The organism is Streptomyces ferrugineus, from assembly GCF_015160855.1.
GTDB classification, from domain to species: domain Bacteria; phylum Actinomycetota; class Actinomycetes; order Streptomycetales; family Streptomycetaceae; genus Streptomyces; species Streptomyces ferrugineus.
On record NZ_CP063373.1, the window covers coordinates 8424929 to 8450991 of the forward strand.

Genomic DNA, 26063 nt, shown 5'->3' on the forward strand with positions numbered 1-26063 from the left:
ACCTGGACCAATGGTGTAGACCAGTACGGGGAGCTTGGACCAGACCAAAAGCCCTGTCAAGGGTCATTGAAACGGCCCTGACCAGCCGTTATGCGACCTACATATGCAGGAACCTTTAAGTAAGAACCCAGCGAAAACCACGGGGCCGGAGTACTCTCGTCCGCTAGACCACTCAGCGCTATGGACTAGACCAAAAGTGGCGGCGAAGGTATATAGAAGGGATCACGATGTGACCCGCATCCGGAGCCGGGAAGGCGAAGCATGAGCACCGACGTCAGCAGTGCGGAGAACGAGAACGGCGCCACCGTCCGTACCGCCCGCGTGCCCAAGTACTACCGCCTGAAGAAGCACCTCCTCGACATGACGGAGACCCAGGCGCCGGGCACCCCGGTCCCGCCCGAGCGCACGCTGGCGGCCGAGTTCGACACCTCCCGCACGACCGTGCGCCAGGCCCTTCAGGAGCTGGTCGTCGAGGGCCGTCTGGAGCGCATCCAGGGCAAGGGCACGTTCGTCGCCAAGCCGAAGGTCTCGCAGGCGCTGCAGCTCACCTCGTACACCGAGGACATGCGCGCCCAGGGCCTGGAGCCGACCTCCCAGCTGCTGGACATCGGCTACATCACCGCCGACGACCGCCTCGCCGACCTGCTCGACATCACGGCCGGCGGCCGGGTGCTGCGCATCGAGCGGCTGCGCATGGCCAACGGCGAGCCGATGGCCATCGAGACCACCCACCTCAGCGCGAAGCGCTTCCCGGCGCTCCGGCGCAGCCTGGTGAAGTACACCTCCCTCTACACCGCGCTCGCCGAGGTCTACGACGTCCATCTCGCCGAGGCCGAGGAGACCATCGAGACCTCGCTGGCCACCCCGCGCGAGGCCGGCCTGCTCGGCACCGACGTGGGCCTGCCGATGCTGATGCTGTCCCGGCACTCGCTGGACCGGGAGGGACAGCCGGTGGAGTGGGTGCGGTCGGTGTACCGCGGGGACCGCTACAAGTTCGTCGCCAGGCTGAAGCGGCCGGCGGAGTAAGGCCCGGACGCGAGCGAGACCGGCCGGGAGCCCGGGGGCCGCGCGGCCGTGGCCGCAGATCGGTACGGCCCCGGGACAATGCGGCGAGGCGCGGCTGAAGTGCCCGCAGGGTCAGGTGACTTGCGGTAGTGCACGCGGTGTAGCGCAACTGCCGCTGCTGTTCTACGTTCCTCCCGTCGCCGCATGGACGGGAGGACAGCCCGGTGCGTACCGCGAAGCCCCGAACCGTCGTCATCTGGACCCTTGTCGCGCTGGTCGGCGCCGCCGGCTGGAGTGTGCTCGCGCTCTCCCGGGGCGAGGAGGTCTCGGCCGCCTGGATGGTCGCCGCCGCACTCGGCTCGTACGCCATCGCCTATCGCTTCTACGCCAAGTTCATCGCGTACAAGGTCCTCAAGGTCGACAGGACCAGGGCCACCCCGGCCGAACGCCTCAACAACGGCATCGACTTCCACCCCACCGACCGCCGTGTCCTGCTCGGCCACCACTTCGCGGCGATCGCCGGCGCCGGACCGCTGGTGGGGCCCGTGCTGGCCGCGCAGATGGGCTATCTCCCGGGCACCATCTGGATCATCGCCGGCGTCATCTTCGCGGGCGCCGTCCAGGACATGGTGGTGCTGTTCTTCTCCACCCGCCGCGACGGGCGCTCGCTGGGGCAGATGGCGCGCGAGGAGATCGGCCCGTTCGGCGGCGCCGCCGCGCTGGTCGCCACCTTCACCATCATGATCATCCTGCTCGGGGTGCTCGCGCTGGTCATCGTCAACGCCCTCGCGCAGTCCCCCTGGGGCACCTTCTCCATCGCGATGACGATCCCGATCGCCCTGCTGATGGGCTTCTACCTGCGGGTGCTGCGCCCCGGCCGGGTCACCGAGGTCTCCGTCATCGGCGTGGCCCTGCTGCTGCTCGCCCTGGTCGCGGGCCGCTGGGTCGCCGAGTCGTCCTGGGCCGACACCTTCACCCTCGCGCCCTCGACGCTGGTCATCTGGATGGTGGCGTACGGCTTCATCGCCTCGATCCTGCCGGTGTGGATGCTGCTGGCGCCGCGCGACTACCTGTCGACGTTCATGAAGATCGGCACGATCTTCCTGCTCGCCCTGGGTGTGGTCATCGCCCTGCCGACGCTGAAGATGGACGCGGTCACGGACTTCGCCTCGCGCGGCGACGGCCCGGTCTTCGCGGGCTCCCTCTTCCCCTTCGTCTTCATCACCATCGCCTGCGGCGCCCTGTCCGGCTTCCACGCGCTCATCTCGTCGGGCACGACGCCGAAGATGATCCAGAAGGAGACACAGGTCCGCATGATCGGCTACGGCTCCATGCTGATGGAGTCGTCGGTCGCCGTGATGGCGCTGGTGGCGGCGAGCATCATCGACCCGGGCCTGTACTTCGCGATGAACGCGCCCGCCGGGGTCATCGGGGACACCGTGCAGAACGCCTCGCAGGTGGTGGGCAGTTGGGGCTACCAGATCTCCCCGGAGGCGCTGGCCCGGGCGGCGGAGAACGTCGAGGAGGCGTCCCTGCTCTCCCGCACCGGCGGCGCGCCCACCCTGGCCATCGGCATCTCGGACATCTTCTCCCAGATCACCGGGGACAGCCTGCGCGCCTTCTGGTACCACTTCGCGATCATGTTCGAGGCGCTGTTCATCCTGACCGCGCTGGACGCCGGCACCCGCGTGGGCCGGTTCATGCTCCAGGACATGCTGGGCAACGTCTACCGGCCCTTCAAGGACGTCAGCTGGAAGCCGGGCCTGGCCATCACCAGCGCCCTGGTGTGCGGCCTGTGGGGCTACTTCCTGTGGGTGGGCGTCCACGAGCCCCTCGGCGGCATCAACCAGCTCTTCCCGATCTTCGGCATCTCGAACCAGCTCCTCGCGGCGGTCGCCCTCGCGGTCTGCACCACGCTGCTGGTGAAGTCGGGGCGCCTGAAGTGGGCCTGGATCACCGGGGTTCCGCTGGCCTGGGACGCCACCGTGACGCTCACCGCGAGCTGGCAGAAGGTCTTCTCCGGCGACCCCAAGGTCGGCTTCTTCAAGCAGCGTCAGGTCTTCCAGGACGCCATCGACCGCGGCGAGGTCCTGCCGCCCGCCAAGACCATGGACGACATGCACACCGTGGTCACCAACTCCACGGTGGACGGCGTCCTCTCGGCGCTCCTCGCGCTCCTCATCGTCGTCGTGGTCGTCGACGCCACCCGCGTCTGCGTCCGGCACATCCGCCGCCCGGCCCTGTCCACGCTCAGCGAGGCGCCGTACGTCGAGTCGAAGATCACCGCACCGGCCGGGCTGATCCCGACCAAGGAGGAGAAGGAGGAGGAGCGCCGTGCCGTCGCTTCGGCGGGTACTCCGTAGTGTGCGCTGGTATCTGCGCGAGCTGACCGACGAGTCCGCGTACGACCGCTATGTCGCGCATGTCCGGAACGAGCACCCGGACGCGAGGGTGCCAACCCGGCGCGACTTCGAGCGGATGCGGACCGACCGCCAGGAGACCGACCCGCGCCAGGGGTTCCGCTGCTGCTGAGCGTCCGGACCGCACGGCCGCCGCACACACCATTCCTCCACATCCGATATGCGGACAGGGTCTTCCGCTGTCGATGCACCGTCACCTACATTGCCTGCGCGTTTCTGTGGTGATCAGTGAGGGGACGGAGCCGTCAGATGTCAGATACATCAGAAGTGAACAGAGGGCCGGTGGTGACTCCCGTGCGGGTCGTCATCGCGCTCTGCCTCGGCGCGCCCTTCGTGGCGATGCTGTGGGTCGGTTCGTACGCCAAGGCCGATCCGGAGTTCGCCGGCATCCCGTTCTTCTACTGGTACCAGATGCTGTGGGTGCTCATCTCCACCGTGCTGACGATGATCGCGTACCAGCTGTGGCGGCGTGACCAGCGCGCCCGGCGTGGAGGTGGCAAGTGAAGGACGGCGTGAACGGCGTCGCGCTCGCCGTCTTCATCTTCTTCTTCCTGGCCGTCACGGTCATGGGCTTCCTGGCCGCGCGCTGGCGCAAGGCCGCGAACGAGAACACCCTGGACGAGTGGGGCCTGGGCGGCCGGTCGTTCGGCACCTGGGTCACCTGGTTCCTGCTCGGCGGCGACCTGTACACGGCGTACACCTTCGTCGCCGTACCGGCGGCGATCTACGCGGCGGGCGCGGCCGGCTTCTTCGCGGTGCCGTACACCATCCTCATCTACCCGCTGATCTTCACGTTCCTGCCCCGCCTGTGGTCGGTGTCCCACAAGCACGGCTATGTGACGACCTCGGACTTCGTGCGCGGCCGCTTCGGCTCGAAGGGACTGTCGCTGGCGGTGGCCCTCACCGGCATCCTGGCGACGATGCCGTACATCGCGCTCCAGCTCGTCGGCATCCAGGCCGTCCTTGACGTGATGGGCGTCGGCGGCGGCGAGAACACCAACTGGTTCATCAAGGACCTGCCGCTGCTCATCGCCTTCGGTGTGCTGGCCGCGTACACGTACTCCTCCGGACTGCGCGCGCCCGCGCTGATCGCGTTCGTGAAGGACACGCTGATCTACATCGTCATCGCGGTGGCGATCATCTACATCCCGATCAAGCTGGGCGGGTTCGACGACATCTTCGCCGCCGCCGACAAGAAGTACACGGAGGCCGGCGCGGGCGGGCTGATCCCGGCCGCCGGGGGGCAATGGACGTACGCCACCCTGGCGTTCGGCTCGGCGCTCGCGCTGTTCATGTACCCGCACTCGATCACGGCGACCCTGTCCTCGAAGAGCCGTGAGGTGATCCGCCGCAACACCACGATCCTGCCGCTGTACTCCCTGATGCTGGGCCTGCTGGCGCTGCTGGGCTTCATGGCGATCGCGGCCGGCGTCAAGGTGCAGAACGGCCAGCTGGCGATTCCGCAGCTCTTCGAGAACATGTTCCCCGACTGGTTCGCGGGCGTGGCCTTCGCGGCGATCGGCATCGGCGCGCTGGTGCCGGCGGCCATCATGTCCATCGCGGCGGCAAATCTCTTCACCCGCAACATCTACAAGGACTTCATCAAGCCGGACGCCACGGCCGAGCAGGAGACCAAGGTCTCCAAGGTGGTCTCCCTGCTGGTGAAGGTGGGCGCGCTGGTCTTCGTGCTGGCGATGGACAAGACGGTCGCCATCAACTTCCAGCTCCTGGGCGGCATCTGGATCCTGCAGACCTTCCCGGCCCTGGTCGGCGGCCTGTTCACCCGCTGGTTCCACCGCTGGGCGCTGCTGGGCGGCTGGGCGGTCGGCATGATCTACGGCACGGTCGCGGCGTACGGGGTCGCCTCCCCGACCCAGAAGCACTTCGGCGGCTCCTCGGCGGAGATCCCCGGCATCGGTGAGATCGGCTACATCGGTCTGACGGCGTTCGTGCTGAACGTGGTGGTGACGGTGGTCCTGACCTTCGTCCTGAGGGCGGCGAAGGCCCCCGAGGGCGTCGACGAGACCAGGCCGGAGGACTACACGGCGGACGCGGGCGACCCGGGAGTGCAGGTGGAACTGCCCGCGGCGACCGCGGGATCGTCCCACTGAACACCTGACACCGACGGGCCGCCGGAGCGATCCGGCGGCCCGTCGTCGTGGGCGTCCGGCAGACGTCGACATCACTCTCCTCACCTACAAGTTGACGCTCTGAAACCGCCGCGACACAACATCTGGGGGTGGCGTGGCGGGCGAGCACAAGATGTATGCTCGTGCTCGCTGTCGCCGCAGGGGAATCCGGTGCGAATCCGGAACTGTCCCGCAACGGTGTACTTGTGCATGTCCGTTCCCAGAAACGCCGTGCACAGGAGTCAGTCCGAGGACCTGCCGACAGCGCGCCCGGCCACCCGGTCGGTGCGCCCTGACGTCCGGGCCTCGTGGAATGGGCCGGTGGACGCGACGCCGTGTGCGCTCGTGTGCTGCCCCCTGCCCTCCGCAAGGCCCCGTGCCGAGCGAGGGAGAGCCCCCACGTGACCATCGCGCCAGCCGATCCTGCTTCAGCAGCCCCCGTGGAAACCGACGGTCCCGGTGCCGCGCTGCTGCGGACCCTCACCGAGCTGACCGCCGACCTCCCCGACGCCGACGCCGGCCGGGTCGCCGCCGCCGCGCTGCGCGGCCGGTCCGCCCTCGCGGACGAGACGGAGCTGCGCGAGCTGGCCACCGAGGCGGCCGCCGGTCTCATCTCCGAGGACCCCGCCTACAGCAGGCTGGCCGCCCGGCTGCTGACCCTCTCCATCGCCGCCGAGGCCGCCTCGCAGGGCGTGACGTCCTTCACCGAGTCGGTCGCGGTCGGGCACCGGGAGGGCCTCATCGCCGACCGGACCGCCGAGTTCGCGCGCATCCACGCCGCCCGCCTCGACGCCCTCATCGACACGGCGGCCGACGACCGCTTCGGCTACTTCGGCCTGCGCACCCTGCACAGCCGGTACCTGCTCCGGCACCCGATCACGCGTCGGGTGATCGAGACGCCCCAGCACTTCATGCTGCGTGTGGCCGCCGGGCTCGCCGAGGACGACACCACCAGGTCGGTGGACGAAGTCGCCGCGCTCTACGGGCTCATGAGCCGCCTCGACTACCTCCCCTCCTCCCCCACCCTCTTCAACTCCGGCACCCGGCACCCCCAGATGTCGTCCTGCTACCTCCTGGACTCCCCCAAGGACGAGCTGGACTCCATCTACGACCGCTACCACCAGGTCGCCCGCCTGTCGAAGCACGCCGGCGGCATCGGCCTGTCGTACTCCCGCATCCGCTCCCGCGGTTCGCTGATCCGCGGCACCAACGGGCACTCCAACGGCATCGTCCCGTTCCTGAAGACCCTCGACGCCTCCGTCGCCGCCGTGAACCAGGGCGGCCGGCGCAAGGGCGCGGCCGCGGTCTACCTGGAGACCTGGCACTCCGACATCGAGGAGTTCCTGGAGCTGCGCGACAACACCGGTGAGGACGCCCGCCGTACGCACAACCTGAACCTCGCGCACTGGATCCCGGACGAGTTCATGCGCCGGGTCAACGCCGATGAGGTGTGGAGCCTGTTCTCCCCGTCCGACGTGCCCGAGCTGGTCGACCTGTGGGGCGAGGAGTTCGACGCGGCGTACCGCGAGGCGGAGGCCGCCGGGCTCGCGAAGAAGACCATCCCGGCCCGTGACCTCTACGGCCGCATGATGCGCACCCTCGCACAGACCGGCAACGGCTGGATGACGTTCAAGGACGCCGCCAACCGCACCGCCAACCAGACGGCCCTGCCGGGCCATGTCGTCCACTCCTCCAACCTCTGCACGGAGATCCTGGAGGTCACGGACGACGGGGAGACGGCGGTCTGCAACCTGGGGTCGGTCAACCTCGGCGCCTTCGTCGACATGGCGACCGGCGACATCGACTGGGAGCGGCTCGACGCCACCGTGCGCACCGCCGTGACCTTCCTGGACCGCGTCGTCGACATCAACTTCTACCCGACCGAGCAGGCGGGCCGCTCCAACGCCAAGTGGCGGCCGGTGGGCCTGGGTGCGATGGGCCTGCAGGACGTGTTCTTCAAGCTGCGGCTGCCCTTCGACTCGCCGGAGGCCAAGGCCCTCTCCACGCGCATCGCCGAGCGCATCATGCTCGCCGCGTACGAGGCCTCCGCCGACCTCGCCGAGCGGGGCGGCCCGCTGCCGGCCTGGCAGAAGACCCGTACGGCCAAGGGGGTGCTGCACCCCGACCACTACGGCGTCGAACTCACCTGGCCGGAGCGCTGGGCCGCGCTGCGCAGCCGTATCGCCACGACCGGCCTGCGCAACTCCCTCCTGCTCGCCATCGCGCCCACCGCCACCATCGCGTCCATCGCCGGCGTGTACGAGTGCATCGAGCCGCAGGTCTCCAACCTGTTCAAGCGCGAGACGCTCTCCGGTGAGTTCCTCCAGGTCAACTCCTACCTGGTCGACGAGCTGAAGCGGCTCGGCGTCTGGGACGCCCGCACCCGCGAGGCGCTGCGCGACTCCAACGGCTCGGTGCAGGACTTCGCCTGGATCCCGGCGGACGTACGGGCGCTGTACCGCACGGCGTGGGAGATCCCGCAGCGCGGGCTCATCGACATGGCGGCGGCGCGGACCCCGTTCCTGGACCAGTCCCAGTCGCTGAACCTCTTCATGGAGACGCCGACCATCGGCAAGCTCTCCTCGATGTACGCGTACGCCTGGAAGTCGGGCCTGAAGACGACGTACTACCTGCGCTCGCGCCCGGCGACCCGCATCGCCCGCGCGGCACAAGCGACCGTCCCCGCCCAGCAGACGGCTCCCGAAGACGCCGTCGCCTGCTCCCTGGAAAACCCCGAGTCCTGCGAGGCCTGCCAGTAATGACCACCCGTAACCAGAATCTCCTCGACCCGGGCTTCGAGTTGACCCTGCGCCCCATGCGCTACCCCGACTTCTACGAGCGCTACCGGGACGCCATCAAGAACACCTGGACGGTGGAGGAGGTCGACCTCCACTCGGACGTCGCCGACCTCGCCAAGCTCAGCCCCGCCGAGCAGCACCTCATCGGCCGGCTGGTGGCCTTCTTCGCGACGGGCGACTCGATCGTCGCGAACAACCTGGTGCTGACGCTGTACAAGCACATCAACTCCCCCGAGGCACGGCTGTACTTGTCGCGCCAGCTCTTCGAGGAGGCCGTGCACGTCCAGTTCTACCTGACGCTGCTGGACACCTACCTCCCCGACCCGGAGGACCGCGCCGCCGCCTTCGCGGCCGTGGAGAACATCCCCTCCATCCGCGAGAAGGCCGGGTTCTGCTTCAAGTGGATCAACGAGGTCGAGAAGCTGGAGCGCCTGGAGACCCAGGCCGACCGGCGTCGCTTCCTGCTCAACCTGATCTGCTTCGCGGCGTGCATCGAGGGCCTGTTCTTCTACGGTGCCTTCGCGTACGTCTACTGGTTCCGCAGCCGGGGCCTGCTGCACGGTCTGGCCACCGGCACCAACTGGGTGTTCCGCGACGAGACGATGCACATGTCCTTCGCGTTCGACGTGGTCGACACCGTCCGCAAGGAGGAGCCGGAACTCTTCGACGACCGGCTCCAGCAGCAGGTCACCGACATGCTGAGGGAGGCCGTCGAGGCCGAGCTGCAGTTCGCACGCGACCTGTGCGGTGACGGCCTCCCGGGCATGAACACCGAGTCGATGCGGCAGTACCTGGAGTGTGTCGCCGACCAGCGTCTGACGCGGCTCGGCTTCGCTCCGGTGTACGGCTCCGAGAACCCCTTCAGCTTCATGGAGCTGCAGGGCGTTCAGGAGCTGACCAACTTCTTCGAGCGGCGTCCGTCGGCGTACCAGGTGGCGGTGGAGGGCACCGTCGACCTGGACGAGGACTTCTGATCCTCGGCCTCCCTCAGCTGGCGGTCGATCCGGCGCTCGTGAAGGTGTCCCACGAGCGCCGGACCCGCGACGAGGACGAAGAGAACCACTACGGCCATGTATTCGAGGAGTGCGTCCATGCCGTAAGTCTCATACGGGCAAGACACTCCTGACAGTGGCAGGACTGCCGTACACCCTCGATTTACTGCCACTTCCGAGGCACACTGGCAGCATGCTGAAGAACGTGGCGGCCGTCCTGCTCGACGGCGTGCACCCCTTCGAACTCGGCGTGGTGTGCGAGGTGTTCGGCCTCGACCGCAGCGACGAGGGCCTGCCCACCTACGATTTCGCCGTCGCCTCGGCCGAGGGGCCGGTACTGGGCACGCACGTCGGAGGGCTCACCGTCGCCACGCCGCACGGCCTGGAGCGGCTGGAGGAAGCCGACCTGATCGCCGTGCCGGCGGGGGACGACTACATCACCCGCGACTATCCGCCCGAGCTGCTGGACGCCCTGGTCAGGGCCGTGGACCGGGGTGCCCGGGTGCTCAGCGTGTGCTCCGGCGTGTTCGTGCTGGGCGCGGCCGGGCTGCTCGACGGGCGGCGCTGCACTGTGCACTGGCGGCACGCCGGGGAACTGTCGCGACGGCACCCGAGGGCGATCATCGAGCCGGACGTGCTCTACGTCGACGAGGGGCCGGTGGTCACCAGCGCCGGCACCGCCGCCGGCATCGACGCCTGTCTGCACATCGTGCGCCAGGAGCAGGGGCCCGAGGTCGCCAACAAGATCGCCCGGCGCATGGTGGTGCCGCCGCACCGGGACGGCGGGCAGGCCCAGTACATCGAGCGCCCGCTGCCCCGCTCCCAGTGCGACACGGTCGGCGAGGTGCTGGCCTGGATGGAGCGTCACCTCGACGAGGACGTCACCGTCGAGCAGCTCGCCGAGCGCGCCCTCATGTCGCCGCGCACCTTCGCCCGCCGCTTCCAGCAGGAGACCGGCACCACGCCCTACCGCTGGATCCTGCGCCAACGGGTACTGCTGGCACAGCAGTTGCTGGAGGCGACGGACGAGACGGTGGACGCGATCGCGGGCCGAACGGGATTCGGCACCGCGGCCGCGCTGCGCCATCAGTTCGTACGGTCGCTGGGGACGACGCCGAACGCCTACCGGCGGACGTTCCAGGGCCCCGGGGCGGCCGCCTGAGCTACTGCCTGGCCACCGGCCTGAGCAGCAGCGTGTGCGGGTGCAGGGTGATGCCCACCCGGGTGGCGTCGTTCGAGCCGGGCACCTGCTCGAAGCGGTACTCGGCGGACAGCGCCGCCGTGATCAGCGTCAGCATCGCCATGGAGAAGTGGTCGCTCGGACACTTGCGGTTGCCGACGCCGAACGGGCTCATGGCGTATTTCGGCACCTCCTTGGCGCGTTCGGGAAGCCAGCGATCGGGGTCGAACTCGAGGTGGTGGCCGTACGACTTCGCATCGCGCTGGATGGCGTAGGGGCTGTAGACGATGTCGGCCCCGGCCGGAATGCGATAGCCACCGAGTGATGTGTCGGTCACCGCCCGTCGTGTCAGAATCCAGATCGCGGGGCGCAGCCGTATCGCCTCCACGACGACATTGTTGGTGTGCCGCAGGCCGCGGACGTCCTCGAATGCCACGGGCCGGCCGCCGGTGACGGATTCGACCTCCGTGCGCACCTTGTCGGCGTGTTCCGGGTGTTCCGCGAGCACTTGGAGCAGCCACAAGATCGTGGACGCCACGGTTTCGGTGCCGGCGGTGAATATCGCGACGACCTGGTCGTGGATCTCCTGCTCCCCGATGGGGTCGCCATTCTCGTCCTTCGCCTCCAGCAATGCCGTCAGCAAATCGTCCGGCTTTTGACCGGATGCGCGGCGTTCGGCGACGACCTCGTCGACCAGGAGATGAAAATCGGCCAGGGCGCCGTTGAACGCGCGGTTGGCGGGGAGCGGCAGGTTGTAAAGCGGCCCGAGCGGGATCACCATCCGCCGGTACATGCCGCGGAAGAGGGTGTCGAGCGCGGCGCACAGCCGGTCGGCCCGCTCGTCCATGTAGGCGCCGCGCAGCAGACAGCGGGCGACGATCCGCACGGCGATCCGGAAGGACTCGGCGGTGCAGTCGACGGTCTCGCCGGGCTTCCAGCGCTCGGTCAGCGCATGCGCCTCCTCCGCCATGATCGGCCCGTAGGCGGGGATCGCGTCGAGCCGGAAGGCCGGCTGGAGGGTGCGCCGCTGACGCCGGTGCCGGGGGCCGTTGGCGGTGGCCACGCCCTCCTTGCCGAGCAGGCTCTCCAGGGACTCCCACAGCGGCCCGGCGATCTCGAAGTCGGTGCTCAGCGCCAGCGCGCCGGTCAGGTCCGGCGTGGTGACGGCGTACACCGTCTTCGGTCCGAGCTTGATCCGCACGACGTCGCCGTGGTCGCGGAGCGCCGCCATGAAGGCCAGCGGATCGCGGACCAGCTTCCAGCCGTGGCCGAGAAGCGGAACCGCACCGCCGGCGAGCGGCGGTTCGCGCAGCTCCGGCGGCGCGGGGGGCCGGGCCTCGGGGCGGACGGACTCGATGGTCATAGCTCACCTGCCGCTTCGTTGTCGACGTACGGGGGCGTGGACCGGTCGTCCCAGCTTTCGACCCGGTAGCGACCGGACTCGTGGTGGAACCAGTAGACCGAGCTGAACCAGTTGCGCATATTGCCGACGCAGACGCGCACGGTGGCGCCGAGTTCCTTTCCGTACAGCGTGCCGTCGGCCAGGGAGTCGGCGAATTCGAGGGCCTCGCACTCGGCGACGAGAAAATCGGAGACGCAGTCCTCGACGCGCCGTCTGACTTCCGTCACCGTCTCTTCGAGAGTCAGCCCCTTGTGGGTGATGAGACTGATTCCGAGATTATGGACCTCGTCGCCCGCTATTTCCTTCGGGAAGGAGCACAGGTCGTTGTACCAGGCGGCGAAATCCTGACTCAGCAGGGCCGCCCGCCGATATGCCGGATGGTTGCGCACGGGGTCCGGGAGTTCCCTTCCGGCGCTCGGCTCCAGCAGGTCGGTCCAGATCGCGTGCGCGAAGGTGAGCCGACGCAGTTCGAGGTATTCCTCGACCGTGGGAATTCTTCCCTCGACACGGTTGCGGAACTCCTGGTCGTACGCCTCTATCACGGCGTGGAAGTGCCGGGCGAACCGGGCGTTCCAGGTGCCGGGAAGAAAGGAGTACAGCCGCCCCACGCTGTCCGCGAGCCCCGCGACCAGCGGGTCCTCGTGGTGCAGATGGTCCCCGGGGGACTCCAGCGCCGCGTGCAGACGGGACTCCAGCCGCCGCCACGCCGCCGGGCGGTGATGGACGATGTCGCGGTCGTGCCGGTCGTCCCACACGAAGAACCACGCGCTGTAGTCCGCGATCGTCTGGAGGACATCGTCCGGGGCGCCCATGTAGTACCCCGCCATGAGATCGGTGTAGCAAAGGCCGTCGGCATGGTCCTCGACCTTGTCGGGCGGCATCAGCCGCTTCTCCAGCAGCCAGGTGCGGGTCTTCTCCTGGAGCCGGGGCCAATAGGGATGCAGTCGCCTGGGAAACGCCGCTTCGATCACCGGCAGGGAGAGCGACGGTGGAACCGGGACCGCCGCCGGTGTCGCTGTGGTGCTGTCTGAGAAAGCATGCACGAACAAACTCCCCTCAGCCGCCTGTCCCCGCACTTCCATTCAGCACCACAACTGACCGTTTTGGGAACGGATTTGCTTCTTTCCTGCATGACATCGAACGGGTGACGGGCATGCGAACGGCGCCCGGCCGGAAGGGGAAACCTGACCGGGCGCCGTGCGGAGGGGTCTCAGTCGTTGGCGACCACGGCGTAGCGGGGCTCGTTCTCGGCCATCTGCCGCAGCGCGTCCTTGCGCTCCCGCTTGGAGAGACGGTCGATGTAGAGGTAGCCGTACAGGTGGTCGGTCTCGTGCTGCAGACACCGGGCGAAGTAGCCGGTGCCGCGCACCTTGATCGGGTTGCCCTTCTCGTCCTGCCCGGTCACCTCGGCGTAGTCGGGGCGGGCGAGCGGCGCGTACGCGGTCGGCACGGACAGGCAGCCCTCGTTGCTGTCGTCCAGGCGGCGCCGGTCGGCGGGCAGCTCCACGAGCTCGGGGTTGCAGACGACGCCGACGTGCCGTGCGCCCTGGTCGTCCAGGCAGTCGTAGACGAAGACCTTCAGATCGACGCCGATCTGGTTGGCGGCCAGGCCCACGCCCTCGGCGGTGCGCTGCGAGGCGAACATGTCCGCGACCAACTGGTCCAGCTCGGCGCCGAACTCGGTGACGTCCTTGCACTCCCTGTGCAGGACCGGGTTCCCCACGACGGTGATCGGCCGCGAGGTGCCGCGCTCACGCCAGGCGTTCTCGCGCTCCTCCGTGTCCTCGGTGTCGACGACGAATCCCTCGTCGTCCACGGGGAGCACGCCCGCGTGCTGCTGCTCGGTGTCCTGCTGGGCCATGGCCTACGGATGCCTTCCTGCACAAACAATGAAGCGAAGAGGGTGTGACGCTGATACAGGGTACGGGGAATCCTCAGCAGACCTCTTCGAGATCCCGCCAGTCCCTGGAGTCCGGGCTGTCCGCGACCCATCCGTCCAGCAGCCCCCGGACCAGCGAGGCCGGCGCCGCCACCCCGCACTCCCGCTCCGGCACCCACAGCTGTCCGTCGGTCCGGTGCCCCAGCGGCCCGGGGTGACCCGGTTCACTGTGGTCATGCGGGTCCAGGTGCTCCCCGTCGCCCTCGTCCGAGGGCATCCGTGACTCGGAACACATCCGGCACAGCAGCCGCACCGACGACGACCAGTCCTCGGCGGCGAATCCGGCGTCGGCCGCCAGCTGCTCCAGCGCGTCCCGGTCGGCCTCCGTGGCGGCCTCCAGCAGCACCACCCACGTCGGCACCGGCGACGGCGCCCACAGCTCGATCTCGTCGAAGACGGGGTAGGCGTGCCCGGACGCCGTGGTCCGCTCGCCGTGCGGGACCCCGTCGTGCAGCACGACCTCGCCCCAGCGCCGCCCGGACGACGGCAGCGGAATCGACAGCACCTCGATCCGGGCGGGGTCGAGGCGCCGCCCCCACACGACCTCGGCCTCCCCCTCCGGGGACAGCCGTACGGCCGCGCTGCCCAGGTCCATGCCGACCGGCTCACCGGAGTCGGTCGCGCCGCCCGGCACCCGCAGCCCGTACGCCTGCCAGGACCGGCGGGCCAGCGGCCAGTCCTGCAGCGCGGTGGCCGCGATGCCGACGTTCCACCAGTCGGGCGCCCCGGTCTCCCGGTCGAGGAGCGCCACGGCACGCAGTCCGGCCGCCCGGGCCTGTTCCCAGTCGTGCCGGAACTTGTGCAGCAGCGCGAGGTTGAACCAGGACTCCGAAAGCCAGGGCTCCAGATCGGCGGCCCGCGTCAGCAGCGCGCCCGCGTCCTCGTACCGGCCGTCGCCGATGAGCGTGAACGCCCGGTCGGTGGCCTGCCGCCAGGAGGCGGAGGGCCGGTGCCGTCCCTTGCCGAAGATCCTCACGATTCCCGCCTGCCAGTTCCGTGGAGATGGGCTGGCTAGTGCTGCCCCCGGACACCCTCTCATTCGCATCCAACCACGTACGGCTGGAAGGGCGCTCATTACCCATGGGTTACCCAGCCAAGGGCATCATCAGACAGTCCCTGGACAGCACCCGTGCGAGCGATTCGACGACCTCGGGCGAGTACTCCCCCGCCGTCCCCAGCCGCAGCTCCTCCAGCGCCTTCAGCGGTCCGCCGGGACCGGCGTCCCGCGCCTTCTCCTCGTAGGCGTTGACCGCCCGCACGATCCGTGCCGCGAGCGGCTGCTCCGGGCAGGGGTCGGCGAGTCGCTCCACGACCATCGCGACCTGCGGATTCACCCCCGTCTGCCGTACGACGGCCCCGCCGAGCAGCGCGATCCGCCGCTGCTGCGCGACGGGCAGCGCGGCGGTGGCCCCGGCCGGCACCGGGTCGACCAGGCTGAGCTGCCCGATGTCGTGCATGAGGGCGGCGTACTCCAGCACGGTGAGCTCGGCCTCGGACAGACCCAGGTCCCGGCCGACCTCCCGGCTGAGCGCGGCGACCCGCCGGGCGTGTCCGGCCGGGGTGTACCCGGCGATCTCGGTGGCGCGGGCGAGGGAGGCGATGGTCTGCCGGTAGGTGGTCCGCACGGCGGCGTAGCGGCGGAAGGACATCTGGGTGAGCAGCAGGGGCAGCGAGAAGACGGGCAGCGCCCACAGCCCGGCCACGGCGACCGCGAGCGCCATCACCGCGCCCGTCGCGCAGACGGCCGACCCGATGCCGAGGGTCGCCCGCAGCTCGTCCCGCAGCAGCGGCCCGAACGGCCACCGGGTGCGCGAGTGGGCCAGCGCGGCGGCGAGCAGGGCGTCGCACAGGGACGTGAGGGTGAGGATGCCGAGCAGCAGCAGCGCGTAGGTGGTGCCCCAGCCGTGGAACGCGCCCTGGTCGAACAGGGGTTGGAAGCAGACGGCGGCGAAGCCGACGGTGAGCACGCGCCGGGCGAGGTGGTCGAGGACGGGGCGGCCGCGCGCGATGTGCGGCACGCTGCCGAGCAGCGAGGCGACCACGACGACGCCGATGACCTGCGCGACACCGTGCCGGGTGGGCTCCGAGCCGATCTCCCCCAGCAGGGCGTACGACAGCGCTGCGGCGGCGCCGAGCGGTGCGGCCTCCCTGCCCTCGGCCCCGGTCCACCGGGTGAGTTCGCCGAGGGTGATGAGGGCGCCGAAGGCGAGGGCCGTGCCGCGTTCGTCGAGGCCGCCGGGCAGGACGCCGAGCAGGCAGCCCGTGGCGAGGAGGGCGGCGCAGGCGTGGACGAGGGCGAGCAGGACGGGTGGTCGTGGGCCGCTCATCGGTGCGCTCCGGGGACGTCGGCGACCGGCGGCCGGACAGCGGGCGCGGCCGGCTCGTCGGCGGTCACGGCGGGATGCCATCCGTACTGGTCGACGGCGCGGACGAGGGCCGTGACCATACGCGGGTCGAACTGCGAGCCCGCGCACTTCTCGAGTTCCCGCAGCGCCACGGGCACCGGCCGGGCCCGCGAGTAGGAGCGGGTCGACGTCATCGCGTCGAAGGCGTCCGCGACCGCCACCACCCGGGCCGACTCCGGGATCTGAGCTCCGCTCAGCCCGTAGGGGTACCCGCTGCCGTCCAGCCGTTCGTGGTGGTGCAGCACGGCGGCCCGGGCCTCGCCGAGGAAGGAGATCCCGCGGACCATCTCGTGCCCGTACTCGGGGTGCAGCTCGATCACCCGGCGCTCCTCGGGCGTCAGCGGCCCGTTCTTGCGCAGCAGCCGGGTGGGCACGCCCAGCTTGCCGACGTCGTGCAGGATCCCGGCGAAGCGCAGCACCTCGACGCGCTCGTCGGCCAGGCCCAGCTCGCGCGCGATCATCAAGGAGGCCTGCCCGACGCGCTCGCTGTGCCCGCGGGTGTAGCCGTCCTTGATGTCGACGGCCTGGACGAGCGCCCGGATGGTCGCCTGATGGGCCGCGCGCTCCCGGTGGTACTGGGCGAACGCCCACCACGACACGCACATCGGCAGCAGCACGAGCAGCGCGGCGAACGGACCGAAGGGGCTGCGCCACAGCACGGCCATCATCAGCCCGGCCAGCCCGTGCACGGCGATCGGCGCGAGGGACCGCAGGAACTGCCCCCGCCAGGCACGCCGTACCGGCACTCGCTCGGCCAGCGCCAGGATCCCGCCGTCCAGCACGGTCAGGGTCAGGCAGAACGCCAGCACGGCGGCGCCGGCGGGCAGCAGCGCGTAGGGGAAGTCGGCGGCCACCACGGCGTCCCGCTCGCCGAGCGCCCAGTGCACCCGGGCGGCCGCCCACACCGCGACCATGAGCCGCGCGGCCCGCCACACCCGGCGCAGCGGGCGCGGGTGCCCGGCGACCGGGGCTAGGGCCTGTGTCGGAAGTGGCGCCGTCCGCCCGGCAGGCGCCACTTCCGACACAGGCCCTAGCAGCGCACCCGGCACCGCGACCAGCGCGGCGGCGGACGGCGGCAGCAGGAAGGCCCCGGCGAGGAGCACGGGATAGAACGAGCCGGACAGCCGCTCGCCCCCGGCGTAGAGGGCGGCGAGCAGGGCCACCGCCCACCAGGGGACGGGTGCCGTCGGCACCGCGTGGACGCAGTACAGGGCGGCGAGGACCACGCAGAGGACGTAGCCACGTGCCCGTGCGGGTGTCGCCTCCATACGCCCCTCCCAGGCCACGCGCGCTTCAAGCAACGGAGCCTAGGGCGGCCGGGGGGAGGTCCGCGGTCTTATGACCGGGGGATTAGCACGTTCGAGTGACGGCCGTGCGTTCAGGATTCCTGCGGGGTGGCCGTGACGTCGTGGTCGGGCACGGCCTGCCCGGAGCGGATCAGGTCGAGCCGCCCCAGCACCTTGGCGCGCAGGTCGGTGGGCACGTCGTCATGGCCGCAGCACCGCTTGACCAGCTTCTTCACGGCCTGCTCAAGCCCGTACTTCTCCAGGCACGGCGAGCACTCCTCGAAGTGCTGCTTGAACTTGTCGCGGTCGACATCCGGCATCTCGCGGTCGAGGAACTCGTAGAGATGATCGAGTACCTCAGAGCAGTCCGTCTCGTGCGGCTCTCCGCAGCTCATGAGCCCGAGCCTTTCGCTTCGTTCGACTCTCCGGCGCCGGCCGGGACCAGCCCGCGCTCACGAGCGTAGTCCTCGAGCATGCCGCGCAGTTGACGGCGGCCCCGGTGCAGCCGGGACATCACCGTACCGATGGGTGTCCCCATGATGTCCGCGATCTCCTTGTACGCAAAGCCCTCTACGTCGGCCAGATACACGGCGATCCGGAACTCCTCGGGGATGGCCTGGAGCGCTTCCTTCACGTCCGAGTCCGGCAGGTGGTCGAGCGCCTGCGACTCCGCGGAGCGCAGACCGGTCGACATGTGCGACTCGGCGCGGGCGAGCTGCCAGTCCTCGATCTCCTCCGCCGCCGAACGCTGCGGCTCACGCTGCTTCTTGCGGTAGGAGTTGATGAAGGTGTTGGTGAGGATCCGGTACAGCCACGCCTTGAGGTTGGTGCCCTCGCGGAACTGGTGGAAGGACGCGTACGCCTTGGCGTACGTCTCCTGCACCAGGTCTTCCGCGTCGGCCGGGTTGCGCGTCATGCGCAGGGCGGCCGAATACATCTGGTCGAGGAATTCGAGCGCGTCCCGCTCGAAGCGCGCGCTGCGCTCGGCGGTCGTCTCCGTGGACATGTCCACGCTCGTGCCCAGGCCCTCGGGCTGCTCCGCCTGGCCGTTGTCGGTCCCTGCGTCGGTACCGGGAACCGGACCCACCTCCTCAAGATTGCGGGCAGGACCGAATCCGGTCCCACTCGAATCGGAGGATAGACGACGATCCGTCCCCGCCGCCCCTCGAATAGGAGCGGTCCTGGCCGCGTGCAGCACCGTCCAGTCCAGGTCAGTGCGGCTGCTGCGGGCCGGGCAGAAGGTCGAACCCATGCGGCGGACTTCCTCTCCTACGACGTCTGCGCTGCTCGTTCAGCACCGCTGTCCGCCACAACAGAGGGCGGGGCCACAACATTCCCCAAGCTTTACCCGAGTGACCCGACCCACTTCACGACGGCGTCCGTGACGATCGCCACTGCCTCGTCCTGATCGAGCGGCGCCCGCTTGGGCACGGCGAACCCGTGATCGCCGTACGGCACCTCGACCAGTTCGTGGTCGCCGTCGGGGAACTCCTCGGGTCTGCCGAACGGATCGTTGCCGCCCTGGACGACGAGGGTGGGCACCCCGGCGCCGAGCAGCTCGTCGGCGCGGGACTTCTCGGGCCGGCCCGGCGGGTGGAGGGGGAAGCCGAGCGCGAGCACGGCGTGCGCGCCGAGCTCGACGGCGGTACGGCAGGCGACGCGGGCGCCCGCGCTGCGGCCGCCGGAGATCACCGGCAGCCCGGGCGCGGTGAGCGCGGGCCACAGGCCCCGCCAGCCGGCGTCCAGCGTCTTCGGCGCGGGCGCCACCTTCTTGCCGGCCACCCGCCAGGGCTGTTCCACGAGGGCGACGGTCACGCCGTGCGCCGGGAGGACCGCGGCGAGCGCCACCAGGTCCCGCGCCCCGATGCCGCCTCCGGCGCCGTGGCTCACGGCCAGGACCAGCCGTGCCCGGGTCGCCGGGTGCCAGGTGATGCGGGCGTCCCCCGCGTCCGTGCCAATGATCTCGGTCGTCACGTCAGACTCGGTCGTCACATCAGAAGAGTGTGCCCTCTTCGGGCCCGTCCAGCTCCTTCAGCAGCTCCGGACCGTTGTTGCGGACGTTGCTGACCAGGGTGGAGACGGGGTAGGCGCGCATCAGTCCGGGCGGTGGCGGGTCGAGCAGCGTACGCAGGTCGTGGGGGTCCGTGCGGGCCGGGTCGAGCCAGTCGTCCCAGCGGTCCGGGGTCAGCATCAGCGGCATGCGGGGGTGGATCTCGGCGAGCGTGTGCGGGCCGTCCTCGGGCGCCACGGCCAGCGGGGTCGTCTCGGCCTCCGTGGTGATGACGGAGCAGGTCACCCACCAGGCCTGCGGGTGCTCGTCCGGCAGCGTCCTGTCCCGCCAGAACTCGTACAGCCCGGCCATCGCGAAGACCGAGCCGTCGGCGGGCAGCACGAAGTAGGGCTGCTTGCGCGGCCGCTTCCGCTTCCCCTCGACCTCCAGGTCGCGCTCCTGCTTTCCGGTGACCCACTCGTAGTAGCCGTCGGCGGGGATGACGCAGCGCCGGGAGGAGAAGGCCCGGCGGTACGACGGCCTCTCGTGCACCGTCTCCGCGCGCGCGTTGATCATCTTGAAGGCGCTCTCGGGGGTCTTGGACCAGCTCGGCACCAGCCCCCACTTCAGCTTGCGCAGCTGCCGGACCGGCTGCGGGTCGTCCGCGTCCTTCAGGGGACGGTCGAGGACGACGTGGACCTCCTTCGTCGGGGCCACGTTGTAGTCCGGTTCGAGGGTCTCCTCGGGCTCCCACTTCTCTATCTCGAAGATTCCCGCGAGGTCCTCGGGCCCGCGACTGGCCGCATACCGTCCGCACATCTGAAGCCATCCCTCCCGCCTGCTGTCGTGGCGAACCAGTGTCGCAGGTCGTGCGGCGCCCCCTGGTGGACCCGGGCGCCGTCCGGCCCGGCCTCAGCCCGCCGTCTGTGCCGACGCCGGGGGCTCGACGGGGGTGTCGCGGTGGATGACCCGCGACCGGGTCAGCAGCCGGCCGTCGCGTCGTACCAGGACGTCCTCCACGGTGAAGGTGGGCTGGAAGGACACCTTGCCGTCGCGGTCCGTCTGGGTGACCAGGGTGTAGTACGAGACCCGCAGGGTGTCCTCGTCCGCGGGGTCGGTCTCGATCAGCAGGTGGTCGAACCAGTGCCGTACGGCGATGTCGCGGTAGCGCGGCAGGTTGGCCCGCATCCCGGCGATCATCTCCGCACGCCCCCGCTGCCGTTGGCCCCCGGCGTGGACGACCTCGCCGTCCTCGGTGAACGTGTCGGCGAACCCGGCGATGTCCAGGGCGTCGACCCGGCGCATCTGCCGTGCGTAGAACGTCTGCACCTCGGCGTAGAGGTCCCCGGACACGGGCTGCGGCAGCGTCCGGACCCCTCCGGCCACCGCGGCGCTGTCCGTACCGACCGACTCCGACATGGCAACTCCCTTCACGAGGACCGCTCCTGTGGGTCCCTCTCGGCGGTTCACACTGCCGTGCACCGGTGCAGCACCACTGGTGGACGGCTCGACCGGGTCATGAGGACGTGCTCGCCAAGGCGCGGGCCAAGGGCGCGCCCGCGGTGGGCCGTGCCGGGACGGCGGACCAGGTCCAGAGGCGGGAGACGGCCTCGGCGTTCGGGGCGTGACCCTCCGTCCAGAGGCGGGCCACCGCGTTCAGGGTGGACTGGCGGTCCGCCACCGGCGTGCCCGGGCGGGCCGGGAGGAGGGCCAGCGCGGCGCTGGCGCCCAGCCGGACCGCGCGGTGGCGGCGGGCGAACGCCGTCAGGGTCTGGCGCGGTCCCGCCTCCACCAGCAGGACGTCCTCGGCCGCGAGCAGTTCGTCCAGCGCGGGCAGGAAGTGGACGGTGTCCGTGACCTGCCGGGCCCAGAACCGGGGGCTGCGCGCGTCCTCCGGGCTCATCAGGCCGCCCGTGTAGCCCGAGTACAGCGCGAGGGACGGCTCGCGGAACGGGATGCCCGCGTACCGCGCCTCCAGCGCGTCGGAGGCCGGTGCCATCGCCGGTGAGTGGAACGGGCTGGTCGCCGGGACGGTGACCACGGTGAAGCCGTCCGCCCGCAGCCGGGCCTCGACGTCGGCCAGGGGCCGCGCCGAACCGGCCAGCATGACCTGCTGGTTGGCGTTGACCGCGGCGATCGCCACGTCGGCTCCGAGGTACGGACGCAGCCGTTCCTCGCTCGCCGCGACCGCCAGCATGCCGCCGGGCGGGATCTTCACGGCCTCGCGCACACGGGCCATGACCATCCGGACGGCGTCCGGCAGGGGCATCACCCCGGCGAGGGTCGCCGCGACCAGCTCGCCGGCGCTGTGGCCGAGCAGGGCCACCGGACGTACGCCCCAGCTGAGGACCATCCGGCCGAGGGCGTAGTCGACCGCGAACAGCAGCGGCTGTGCCCGGCGGACGTCGTCGATGTCGATCGCGGGGGCCGTGTCGGTCAGCCAGTCGGCGACGATCGCGGGCCCCTCGGGGCCCATGTGCGAGACCACCGCGTCGACGGCCGCCGTGAAGACCGGTTCGCGCCCGTACAGACCGGCCGCCATGGCGTGGTGCTGCGAGCCCTGGCCGGGGAAGAGCAGGGCCACCGGGCGGGGCCGGGAGGCGGTGACGGCCGTGGCCTTGCGCACGGCGCCGTCGGCCAGCCGCGCGACCGCGACGGCCGCGCCCCGCACCGGGCCGGGGGCCGTACCGCACGGAACCGCCGTCGGCAGGGACGGGAACGCCTCGCAGTGCAGGCTGCCGATCAGGGGCAGGAGTTCGCCGCGCACCCGGGTCTCGTCGGCCTCGTCCCGGCCCGACCACAGCAGCAGCCGGTGCCGGTCGGGGCCGGTGTCGCGCCGGCCGTGCCGCAGGGGGCGCAGCGGAGGTGTCGCGTCCTGGTCGCCGGCGTCCGCGAGGTCGACGACGCCGAGGACGGGATCGCCGTCCGCGACCGCCTCGGCGGCGCGCTTGACCGCGTACACGCTGATGGTGTCCGGGGCGGGTTCGCCGAACCCGGCGACCAGCGCGAAGTCGACCGTTCCGGCGAGGAGCTCGCGGTGGGCCAGGCGCAGGGCGCGGCCGGGTGTGGCGGCCGAGCGGACCGGGAAGGACTCGTGCTCCGCCGGGAGCGGCGGGTCCTGGACGGCGGCGCCGATGTAGACGACGGTGCGGACGGGCAGTTCGTGCGGCGGGCGCCCGAAGGCGCGCAGCACCGCCGAGACCGCGGCGGGCGAGGCGGCGGTCTGCGGGCCCTGCGGGCGGTCCGGGACCGCGGGGCCGGGACTGACGACCAGCCTGCGGACCACCGCGCTGTGTTCGGTCAGCGGCATGGTTCCCTCCTCAGCGGTACGGATGGGTCGGGGTGGGGGGAACGGACGCCCCGTCCGACGGGGGATGGGAGACGGGGCGTCCGCGTCGGGGGGCCGGCTCAGGCGGCTGCCGGGGTGTCGCCGGCGTTGATGAGCGCGAGCAGCATGCCCGGGGTCTCGGCGTCGACGACGGCGTCGTCCGGGATCACGATCCCGTACTCGCGCTGTATCTGGCCGATGACCTGCAAGAGGGCGAGCGAGTCGTAGCCGAGCTCGATGAAGGGGGTGTCGATGACGTCGCCGTCCAGGTCGACGCCCTCCTCCTCGCCCGCGCTCTCGCGCAGCATGCGGGTCAGGTCGGCGAGGGTGACGGTGATGGTCTCGGTGGTGGCGGTCATGGTGGATGGCGTCCTCTCGTTCGGGTCGTGTTCTCGGTGGATGTCGGGGTCGGACGGTGCGAAGGCGCCGGGCCGCCCGTGGCTCCGGGGCGGCTGCCGGTCCGTCAGGAAGGGCGGCGCACGACCAGGGCCGCGTTGAAGCCGCCGTGTCCGCAGGCCAGCACCAGGGCGTTGCGCAGCGGTGCCTGCCGGGCCTCGGTGACCAGGTCGATCGCGTAACCGGGGTCCGCCGCGCCGACGTTGACGGTCGGCGGGACGACGCCGTCGCGCAGCGACAGCAGGGCGGTGGCCACGTCCAGGGCCGCTCCGCCGGCCAGCAGCCGGCCGGTCATGGTCTTGGGCGCGGTCACGGGCACCGCGCGCGGGCCGAAGACCGCGGCCAGGGCCTCGGCTTCGGCGCGGTCCGCGGCGGGCACGCCGGCGGCGTCGGCGAAGACGACGTCGATGTCGCCCGGCACGAGCCCCGCGTCCGCGAGGGCGTTGTCGACGGCCCTGCGCAGGGCCGTGGGCCGGCCGCCGCCGGGCGCGGGGTCCAAGGTGGCCGCGTAGCCCGCGATCTCCCCGTAGACGTGGGCGACTCCCCGCTTGCGCGCGGCGTCCGCGTCCTCGGTGACCAGGATCGCGCCCCCCTCGCCGGGCACGTAGCCGCCCGCCTGCGTCGAGAACGGCAGAAACGCGCGGGCCGGGTCGTCGCTCGTGCTCATCAGGCCGGAGGCGATCTGCGGCACCCAGCCCCAGGGGCAGACGGCCGCGTCGACACCGCCGGTGATGACGACGGGGAAGCCCTTGCGGATGTGCCGGCGCGCCTGGCCGACGGCGTCGATGCCGCCCGCCTGTTCGGTGAGCAGGACCCCGCTGGGGCCGCGCAGCTTGTGCCGGATGGAGATCTGGCCGGTGTTGACGGCGTAGAACCAGGCGAAGGACTGGTACGCGCTGACGTACTCCTTGCCCTTGCTCCACAGGTTCTGCAGCTCGCGCTGGCCGAACTCGACGGCGCCGCCGGACGCGGAGGTGACCACGCCGACCCCGTACTCCGGGAGTTCGCGGGGGTCCATCCCGGCGTCCCGCAGCGCCCAGTCGGCCGCGGTGAGGGCGAGCCGGGTCATGTGGTCGGTCTGGGGCATCAGTCGGCTGGGGATGTGCTCCTCGGCGACGTAGTCCGTGACCTCCCCGGCGAGCCGCGACGGGTACGCGGAGGCGTCGAAGCGGGTCACCGGGCCGATCCCCGACTCGCCTGCCAGGGTGGCCCTCCAGTACTCCTGAGTGCCCAGGCCGTTGGGCGCGGTGATGCCCAGGCCGGTCACGACGGTGGTGGCGGTGCGCGTCCCGTCGGCCGGGCGGGCGAGTACGGCGGTGCTGCTCATGCGGCGGGGCTCCTCTCCGGTCGGGCGAGCACCATGGCGCTCTGGAAGCCGCCGAAGCCGCTGCCGACGCTCAGGACCACGTCGGTCTCCTTCTCGCGGGCGGTCAGCGGGATGTAGTCGAGGTCGAGCTCCGGGTCGGGCTCGTGGAGGTTGGCGGTGGGCGGCAGCACACCGTGCTCCATGGCGAGGGCGCACGCCGCTATCTCCAGCGAGCCGATCGCGCCGAGCGAGTGCCCGATCATCGACTTGATGGAGCTGACCGGGGTCCGGTACGCGTGCTCTCCGAGGCTCCGCTTGAAGGCGCCCGTCTCGTGGCGGTCGTTCATCTTGGTGCCCGAGCCGTGGGCGTTGACGTAGTCGACGGTGTCCGGGGCGAGGCGGGCCTCGTCCAGGGCCGCGTCGATCGCCTCGGCCATCTCGCGCCCGTCGGGCTTGAGCCCAGTCATGTGGAAGGCGTTGCAGCGGGAGGCGAATCCGGCGATCTCGGCGTAGATGTGCGCGCCGCGCCGGCGGGCGCTCTGCAGCTCCTCCAGGACCAGGATCGCCGCGCCCTCCCCGAGGACCAGGCCGCTGCGGGTCCGGTCGAAGGGGCGGCAGGCGCTCTCCGGGGTGTCGTTGCGCGGGGTGGTGGCGTGGATGGCGTCGAAGCAGGCCGAGGTGATCGGCGAGATCGGGGCCTCGGTGGCGCCGGCGATCATCACGTCGGCGGTGCCCTCGCGGATCAGGTCCACGGCGTGGCCGAGGGAGTCGAGGCCGGAGGTGCAGCCGGTGGAGACCACCGCGGCGGGGCCCTCGGCGCCCGCCGCCCGGCCCACCTCGGCGGCCATCGAGCTGGGCACGAAGTGCCGGTAGAGCTCGGGGACCGCGTAGGTGTGGTCGACGTTCCACAGGCGTCCGCCGTCGCTGACGACGGCGTACTCGCGCTCCAGGCTCGTGGTGCAGCCGACGGCGCTGCCGAGCGAGGTGCCGATGCGGCCCGGGTCGATGGCGCAGACGTCGAGCCCGCTGTCGGCGAGGGCCTCGCGGGTGGAGACCACGGCGAACTGGGCGGCCCGGTCGAGGCGGCGGATCTCGTGCGGTGTCAGGCCCGCGCCGACCGGGTCGAAGTCGCACTCGGCGGCGACCCGGGACCGGAAGGGCGAGGGGTCGTAGAAGCTGATCGTGCGGGTGGCGGTCCGGCCCGCGGTGAGCAGGTCCCAGTACTCCTTGACACCGACCCCGCCGGGGGCCACGACGCCCAGTCCGGTGATGGCGACTCTGCGCATGGCCTACCTGACCTTCGACGCGGCCGGGTGCCGCGAGGTGCACCAGCCGGATGGAACTGTGGGGGTCACTGTCGATCCCTTCGTCCGTGTCACTGATGACGTGTCAATGACGTGTCACTGATGACGTGTCACTGCTGAATCGGTGCGGCGGCCGGGGCGGTTCAGGGTCGAATCCTCCGCGCCCCGGCCGGCCGGACCGGT

23 protein-coding genes and 1 riboswitch are annotated in these 26063 nt (G+C 70.9%); of the genes, 8 read left to right on the plus strand and 15 right to left on the minus strand.

The window, feature by feature from the left end; all coding sequences use genetic code 11:
• Positions 1–261: 261 nt before the first annotated feature.
• From IM697_RS37450 to IM697_RS37485, 8 genes are all read left to right on the plus strand, one after another.
• Positions 262–1026 carry a GntR family transcriptional regulator gene (locus IM697_RS37450; RefSeq protein WP_194040874.1) on the plus strand — a complete coding sequence of 255 codons (765 nt, stop codon included), beginning with the start codon at positions 262–264 and terminating at the stop codon, positions 1024–1026.
• Between the two features lie 203 nt (positions 1027–1229).
• Positions 1230–3368: a carbon starvation CstA family protein gene (locus IM697_RS37455; RefSeq protein WP_194040876.1), complete on the plus strand. Its 2139-nt coding sequence runs from the start codon at positions 1230–1232 to the stop codon at positions 3366–3368.
• Positions 3340–3537: a YbdD/YjiX family protein gene (locus IM697_RS37460; RefSeq protein ID WP_194040878.1), complete on the plus strand. Its 198-nt coding sequence runs from the start codon at positions 3340–3342 to the stop codon at positions 3535–3537. Before IM697_RS37455 ends, IM697_RS37460 begins: the two co-directional genes overlap by 29 nt.
• Positions 3538–3674: 137 nt before the next feature.
• Positions 3675–3929, plus strand: coding sequence for a DUF3311 domain-containing protein (locus IM697_RS37465; protein WP_194040880.1), 255 nt, complete (start codon positions 3675–3677; stop codon positions 3927–3929).
• Positions 3926–5536 (plus strand): monocarboxylate uptake permease MctP, encoded by a 1611-nt coding sequence (gene mctP, locus IM697_RS37470; RefSeq protein ID WP_194040882.1) that lies wholly within the window; start codon positions 3926–3928, stop codon positions 5534–5536. The genes IM697_RS37465 and mctP overlap by 4 nt, the downstream gene beginning before the upstream one ends.
• A gap of 155 nt (positions 5537–5691) precedes the next feature.
• A riboswitch (cobalamin riboswitch) is annotated at positions 5692–5831 on the plus strand.
• 124 nt (positions 5832–5955) lie between these two features.
• Positions 5956–8313 (plus strand): ribonucleoside-diphosphate reductase subunit alpha, encoded by a 2358-nt coding sequence (locus tag IM697_RS37475; protein WP_194040884.1) that lies wholly within the window; start codon positions 5956–5958, stop codon positions 8311–8313.
• A complete protein-coding gene (locus tag IM697_RS37480) occupies positions 8313–9326 on the plus strand; it encodes a ribonucleotide-diphosphate reductase subunit beta (protein ID WP_194040886.1) in 1014 nt (337 codons plus the stop codon). Before IM697_RS37475 ends, IM697_RS37480 begins: the two co-directional genes overlap by 1 nt.
• 211 nt (positions 9327–9537) lie before the next feature.
• Positions 9538–10506 (plus strand): helix-turn-helix domain-containing protein, encoded by a 969-nt coding sequence (locus tag IM697_RS37485; RefSeq protein WP_194040888.1) that lies wholly within the window; start codon positions 9538–9540, stop codon positions 10504–10506.
• Position 10507: 1 nt separating this feature from the next.
• Here IM697_RS37485 and IM697_RS37490 read toward each other — a convergent pair whose 3' ends face one another.
• The 15 genes from IM697_RS37490 to IM697_RS37560 form a co-directional block, all read right to left on the minus strand.
• Positions 10508–11887, minus strand: coding sequence for a bifunctional albaflavenone monooxygenase/terpene synthase (locus IM697_RS37490; protein WP_194040890.1), 1380 nt, complete (start codon positions 11885–11887; stop codon positions 10508–10510).
• Complete coding sequence (gene cyc1, locus IM697_RS37495; RefSeq protein ID WP_194040892.1) at positions 11884–12969, minus strand: epi-isozizaene synthase; 1086 nt, start codon at positions 12967–12969, stop codon at positions 11884–11886. Before cyc1 ends, IM697_RS37490 begins: the two co-directional genes overlap by 4 nt.
• A gap of 167 nt (positions 12970–13136) precedes the next feature.
• Complete coding sequence (gene def, locus IM697_RS37500; RefSeq protein ID WP_194040894.1) at positions 13137–13787, minus strand: peptide deformylase; 651 nt, start codon at positions 13785–13787, stop codon at positions 13137–13139.
• 73 nt (positions 13788–13860) lie between these two features.
• Positions 13861–14841 carry a tetratricopeptide repeat protein gene (locus IM697_RS37505; RefSeq protein ID WP_194040896.1) on the minus strand — a complete coding sequence of 327 codons (981 nt, stop codon included), beginning with the start codon at positions 14839–14841 and terminating at the stop codon, positions 13861–13863.
• Positions 14842–14950: 109 nt separating this feature from the next.
• Complete coding sequence (locus IM697_RS37510) at positions 14951–16192, minus strand: HD-GYP domain-containing protein (RefSeq protein WP_194040898.1); 1242 nt, start codon at positions 16190–16192, stop codon at positions 14951–14953.
• Positions 16189–17538 (minus strand): HD-GYP domain-containing protein, encoded by a 1350-nt coding sequence (locus IM697_RS37515; protein WP_194040900.1) that lies wholly within the window; start codon positions 17536–17538, stop codon positions 16189–16191. Before IM697_RS37515 ends, IM697_RS37510 begins: the two co-directional genes overlap by 4 nt.
• 110 nt (positions 17539–17648) lie before the next feature.
• Positions 17649–17951 carry a mycothiol system anti-sigma-R factor gene (gene rsrA, locus IM697_RS37520; protein ID WP_194040902.1) on the minus strand — a complete coding sequence of 101 codons (303 nt, stop codon included), beginning with the start codon at positions 17949–17951 and terminating at the stop codon, positions 17649–17651.
• On the minus strand, positions 17948–18643 hold the full coding sequence (gene sigR, locus IM697_RS37525; RefSeq protein WP_194040904.1) for an RNA polymerase sigma factor SigR: 696 nt from the start codon (positions 18641–18643) through the stop codon (positions 17948–17950). Before sigR ends, rsrA begins: the two co-directional genes overlap by 4 nt.
• A 257-nt stretch (positions 18644–18900) precedes the next feature.
• Complete coding sequence (locus IM697_RS37530; RefSeq protein ID WP_194050036.1) at positions 18901–19530, minus strand: alpha/beta hydrolase family protein; 630 nt, start codon at positions 19528–19530, stop codon at positions 18901–18903.
• Positions 19531–19549: 19 nt separating this feature from the next.
• On the minus strand, positions 19550–20365 hold the full coding sequence (locus IM697_RS37535) for an SOS response-associated peptidase (RefSeq protein ID WP_194040906.1): 816 nt from the start codon (positions 20363–20365) through the stop codon (positions 19550–19552).
• 93 nt (positions 20366–20458) lie between these two features.
• Positions 20459–20965 (minus strand): nuclear transport factor 2 family protein, encoded by a 507-nt coding sequence (locus IM697_RS37540; RefSeq protein ID WP_194040908.1) that lies wholly within the window; start codon positions 20963–20965, stop codon positions 20459–20461.
• Positions 20966–21062: 97 nt separating this feature from the next.
• Positions 21063–22856, minus strand: coding sequence for an acyltransferase domain-containing protein (locus IM697_RS45215; protein ID WP_228044320.1), 1794 nt, complete (start codon positions 22854–22856; stop codon positions 21063–21065).
• A 98-nt stretch (positions 22857–22954) separates the two neighbouring features.
• On the minus strand, positions 22955–23233 hold the full coding sequence (locus IM697_RS37550; protein WP_194040910.1) for an acyl carrier protein: 279 nt from the start codon (positions 23231–23233) through the stop codon (positions 22955–22957).
• Between the two features lie 104 nt (positions 23234–23337).
• Positions 23338–24597, minus strand: coding sequence for a ketosynthase chain-length factor (locus tag IM697_RS37555; RefSeq protein WP_194040912.1), 1260 nt, complete (start codon positions 24595–24597; stop codon positions 23338–23340).
• Complete coding sequence (locus tag IM697_RS37560) at positions 24594–25862, minus strand: beta-ketoacyl-[acyl-carrier-protein] synthase family protein (RefSeq protein ID WP_194040914.1); 1269 nt, start codon at positions 25860–25862, stop codon at positions 24594–24596. Before IM697_RS37560 ends, IM697_RS37555 begins: the two co-directional genes overlap by 4 nt.
• Positions 25863–26063 lie beyond the last annotated feature (201 nt).

Excerpts from the sequence above, each read along its gene's own strand:
- IM697_RS37450 (WP_194040874.1), top strand. The coding sequence starts at position 262 with ATGAGCACCGACGTCAGCAGTGCGGAGAACGAGAACGGCGCCACCGTC.
- IM697_RS37465 (WP_194040880.1), top strand. The coding sequence starts at position 3,675 with ATGTCAGATACATCAGAAGTGAACAGAGGGCCGGTGGTGACTCCCGTG.
- IM697_RS37480 (WP_194040886.1), top strand. The coding sequence starts at position 8,313 with ATGACCACCCGTAACCAGAATCTCCTCGACCCGGGCTTCGAGTTGACC.
- IM697_RS37485 (WP_194040888.1), top strand. The coding sequence starts at position 9,538 with ATGCTGAAGAACGTGGCGGCCGTCCTGCTCGACGGCGTGCACCCCTTC.
- IM697_RS37490 (WP_194040890.1), bottom strand. The coding sequence starts at position 11,887 with ATGACCATCGAGTCCGTCCGCCCCGAGGCCCGGCCCCCCGCGCCGCCG.
- def (WP_194040894.1), bottom strand. The coding sequence starts at position 13,787 with ATGGCCCAGCAGGACACCGAGCAGCAGCACGCGGGCGTGCTCCCCGTG.
- IM697_RS37510 (WP_194040898.1), bottom strand. The coding sequence starts at position 16,192 with ATGAGCGGCCCACGACCACCCGTCCTGCTCGCCCTCGTCCACGCCTGC.
- IM697_RS37515 (WP_194040900.1), bottom strand. The coding sequence starts at position 17,538 with ATGGAGGCGACACCCGCACGGGCACGTGGCTACGTCCTCTGCGTGGTC.
- rsrA (WP_194040902.1), bottom strand. The coding sequence starts at position 17,951 with ATGAGCTGCGGAGAGCCGCACGAGACGGACTGCTCTGAGGTACTCGAT.
- IM697_RS37535 (WP_194040906.1), bottom strand. The coding sequence starts at position 20,365 with ATGTGCGGACGGTATGCGGCCAGTCGCGGGCCCGAGGACCTCGCGGGA.
- IM697_RS37540 (WP_194040908.1), bottom strand. The coding sequence starts at position 20,965 with ATGTCGGAGTCGGTCGGTACGGACAGCGCCGCGGTGGCCGGAGGGGTC.
- IM697_RS45215 (WP_228044320.1), bottom strand. The coding sequence starts at position 22,856 with ATGCCGCTGACCGAACACAGCGCGGTGGTCCGCAGGCTGGTCGTCAGT.
- IM697_RS37550 (WP_194040910.1), bottom strand. The coding sequence starts at position 23,233 with ATGACCGCCACCACCGAGACCATCACCGTCACCCTCGCCGACCTGACC.
- IM697_RS37555 (WP_194040912.1), bottom strand. The coding sequence starts at position 24,597 with ATGAGCAGCACCGCCGTACTCGCCCGCCCGGCCGACGGGACGCGCACC.
- IM697_RS37560 (WP_194040914.1), bottom strand. The coding sequence starts at position 25,862 with ATGCGCAGAGTCGCCATCACCGGACTGGGCGTCGTGGCCCCCGGCGGG.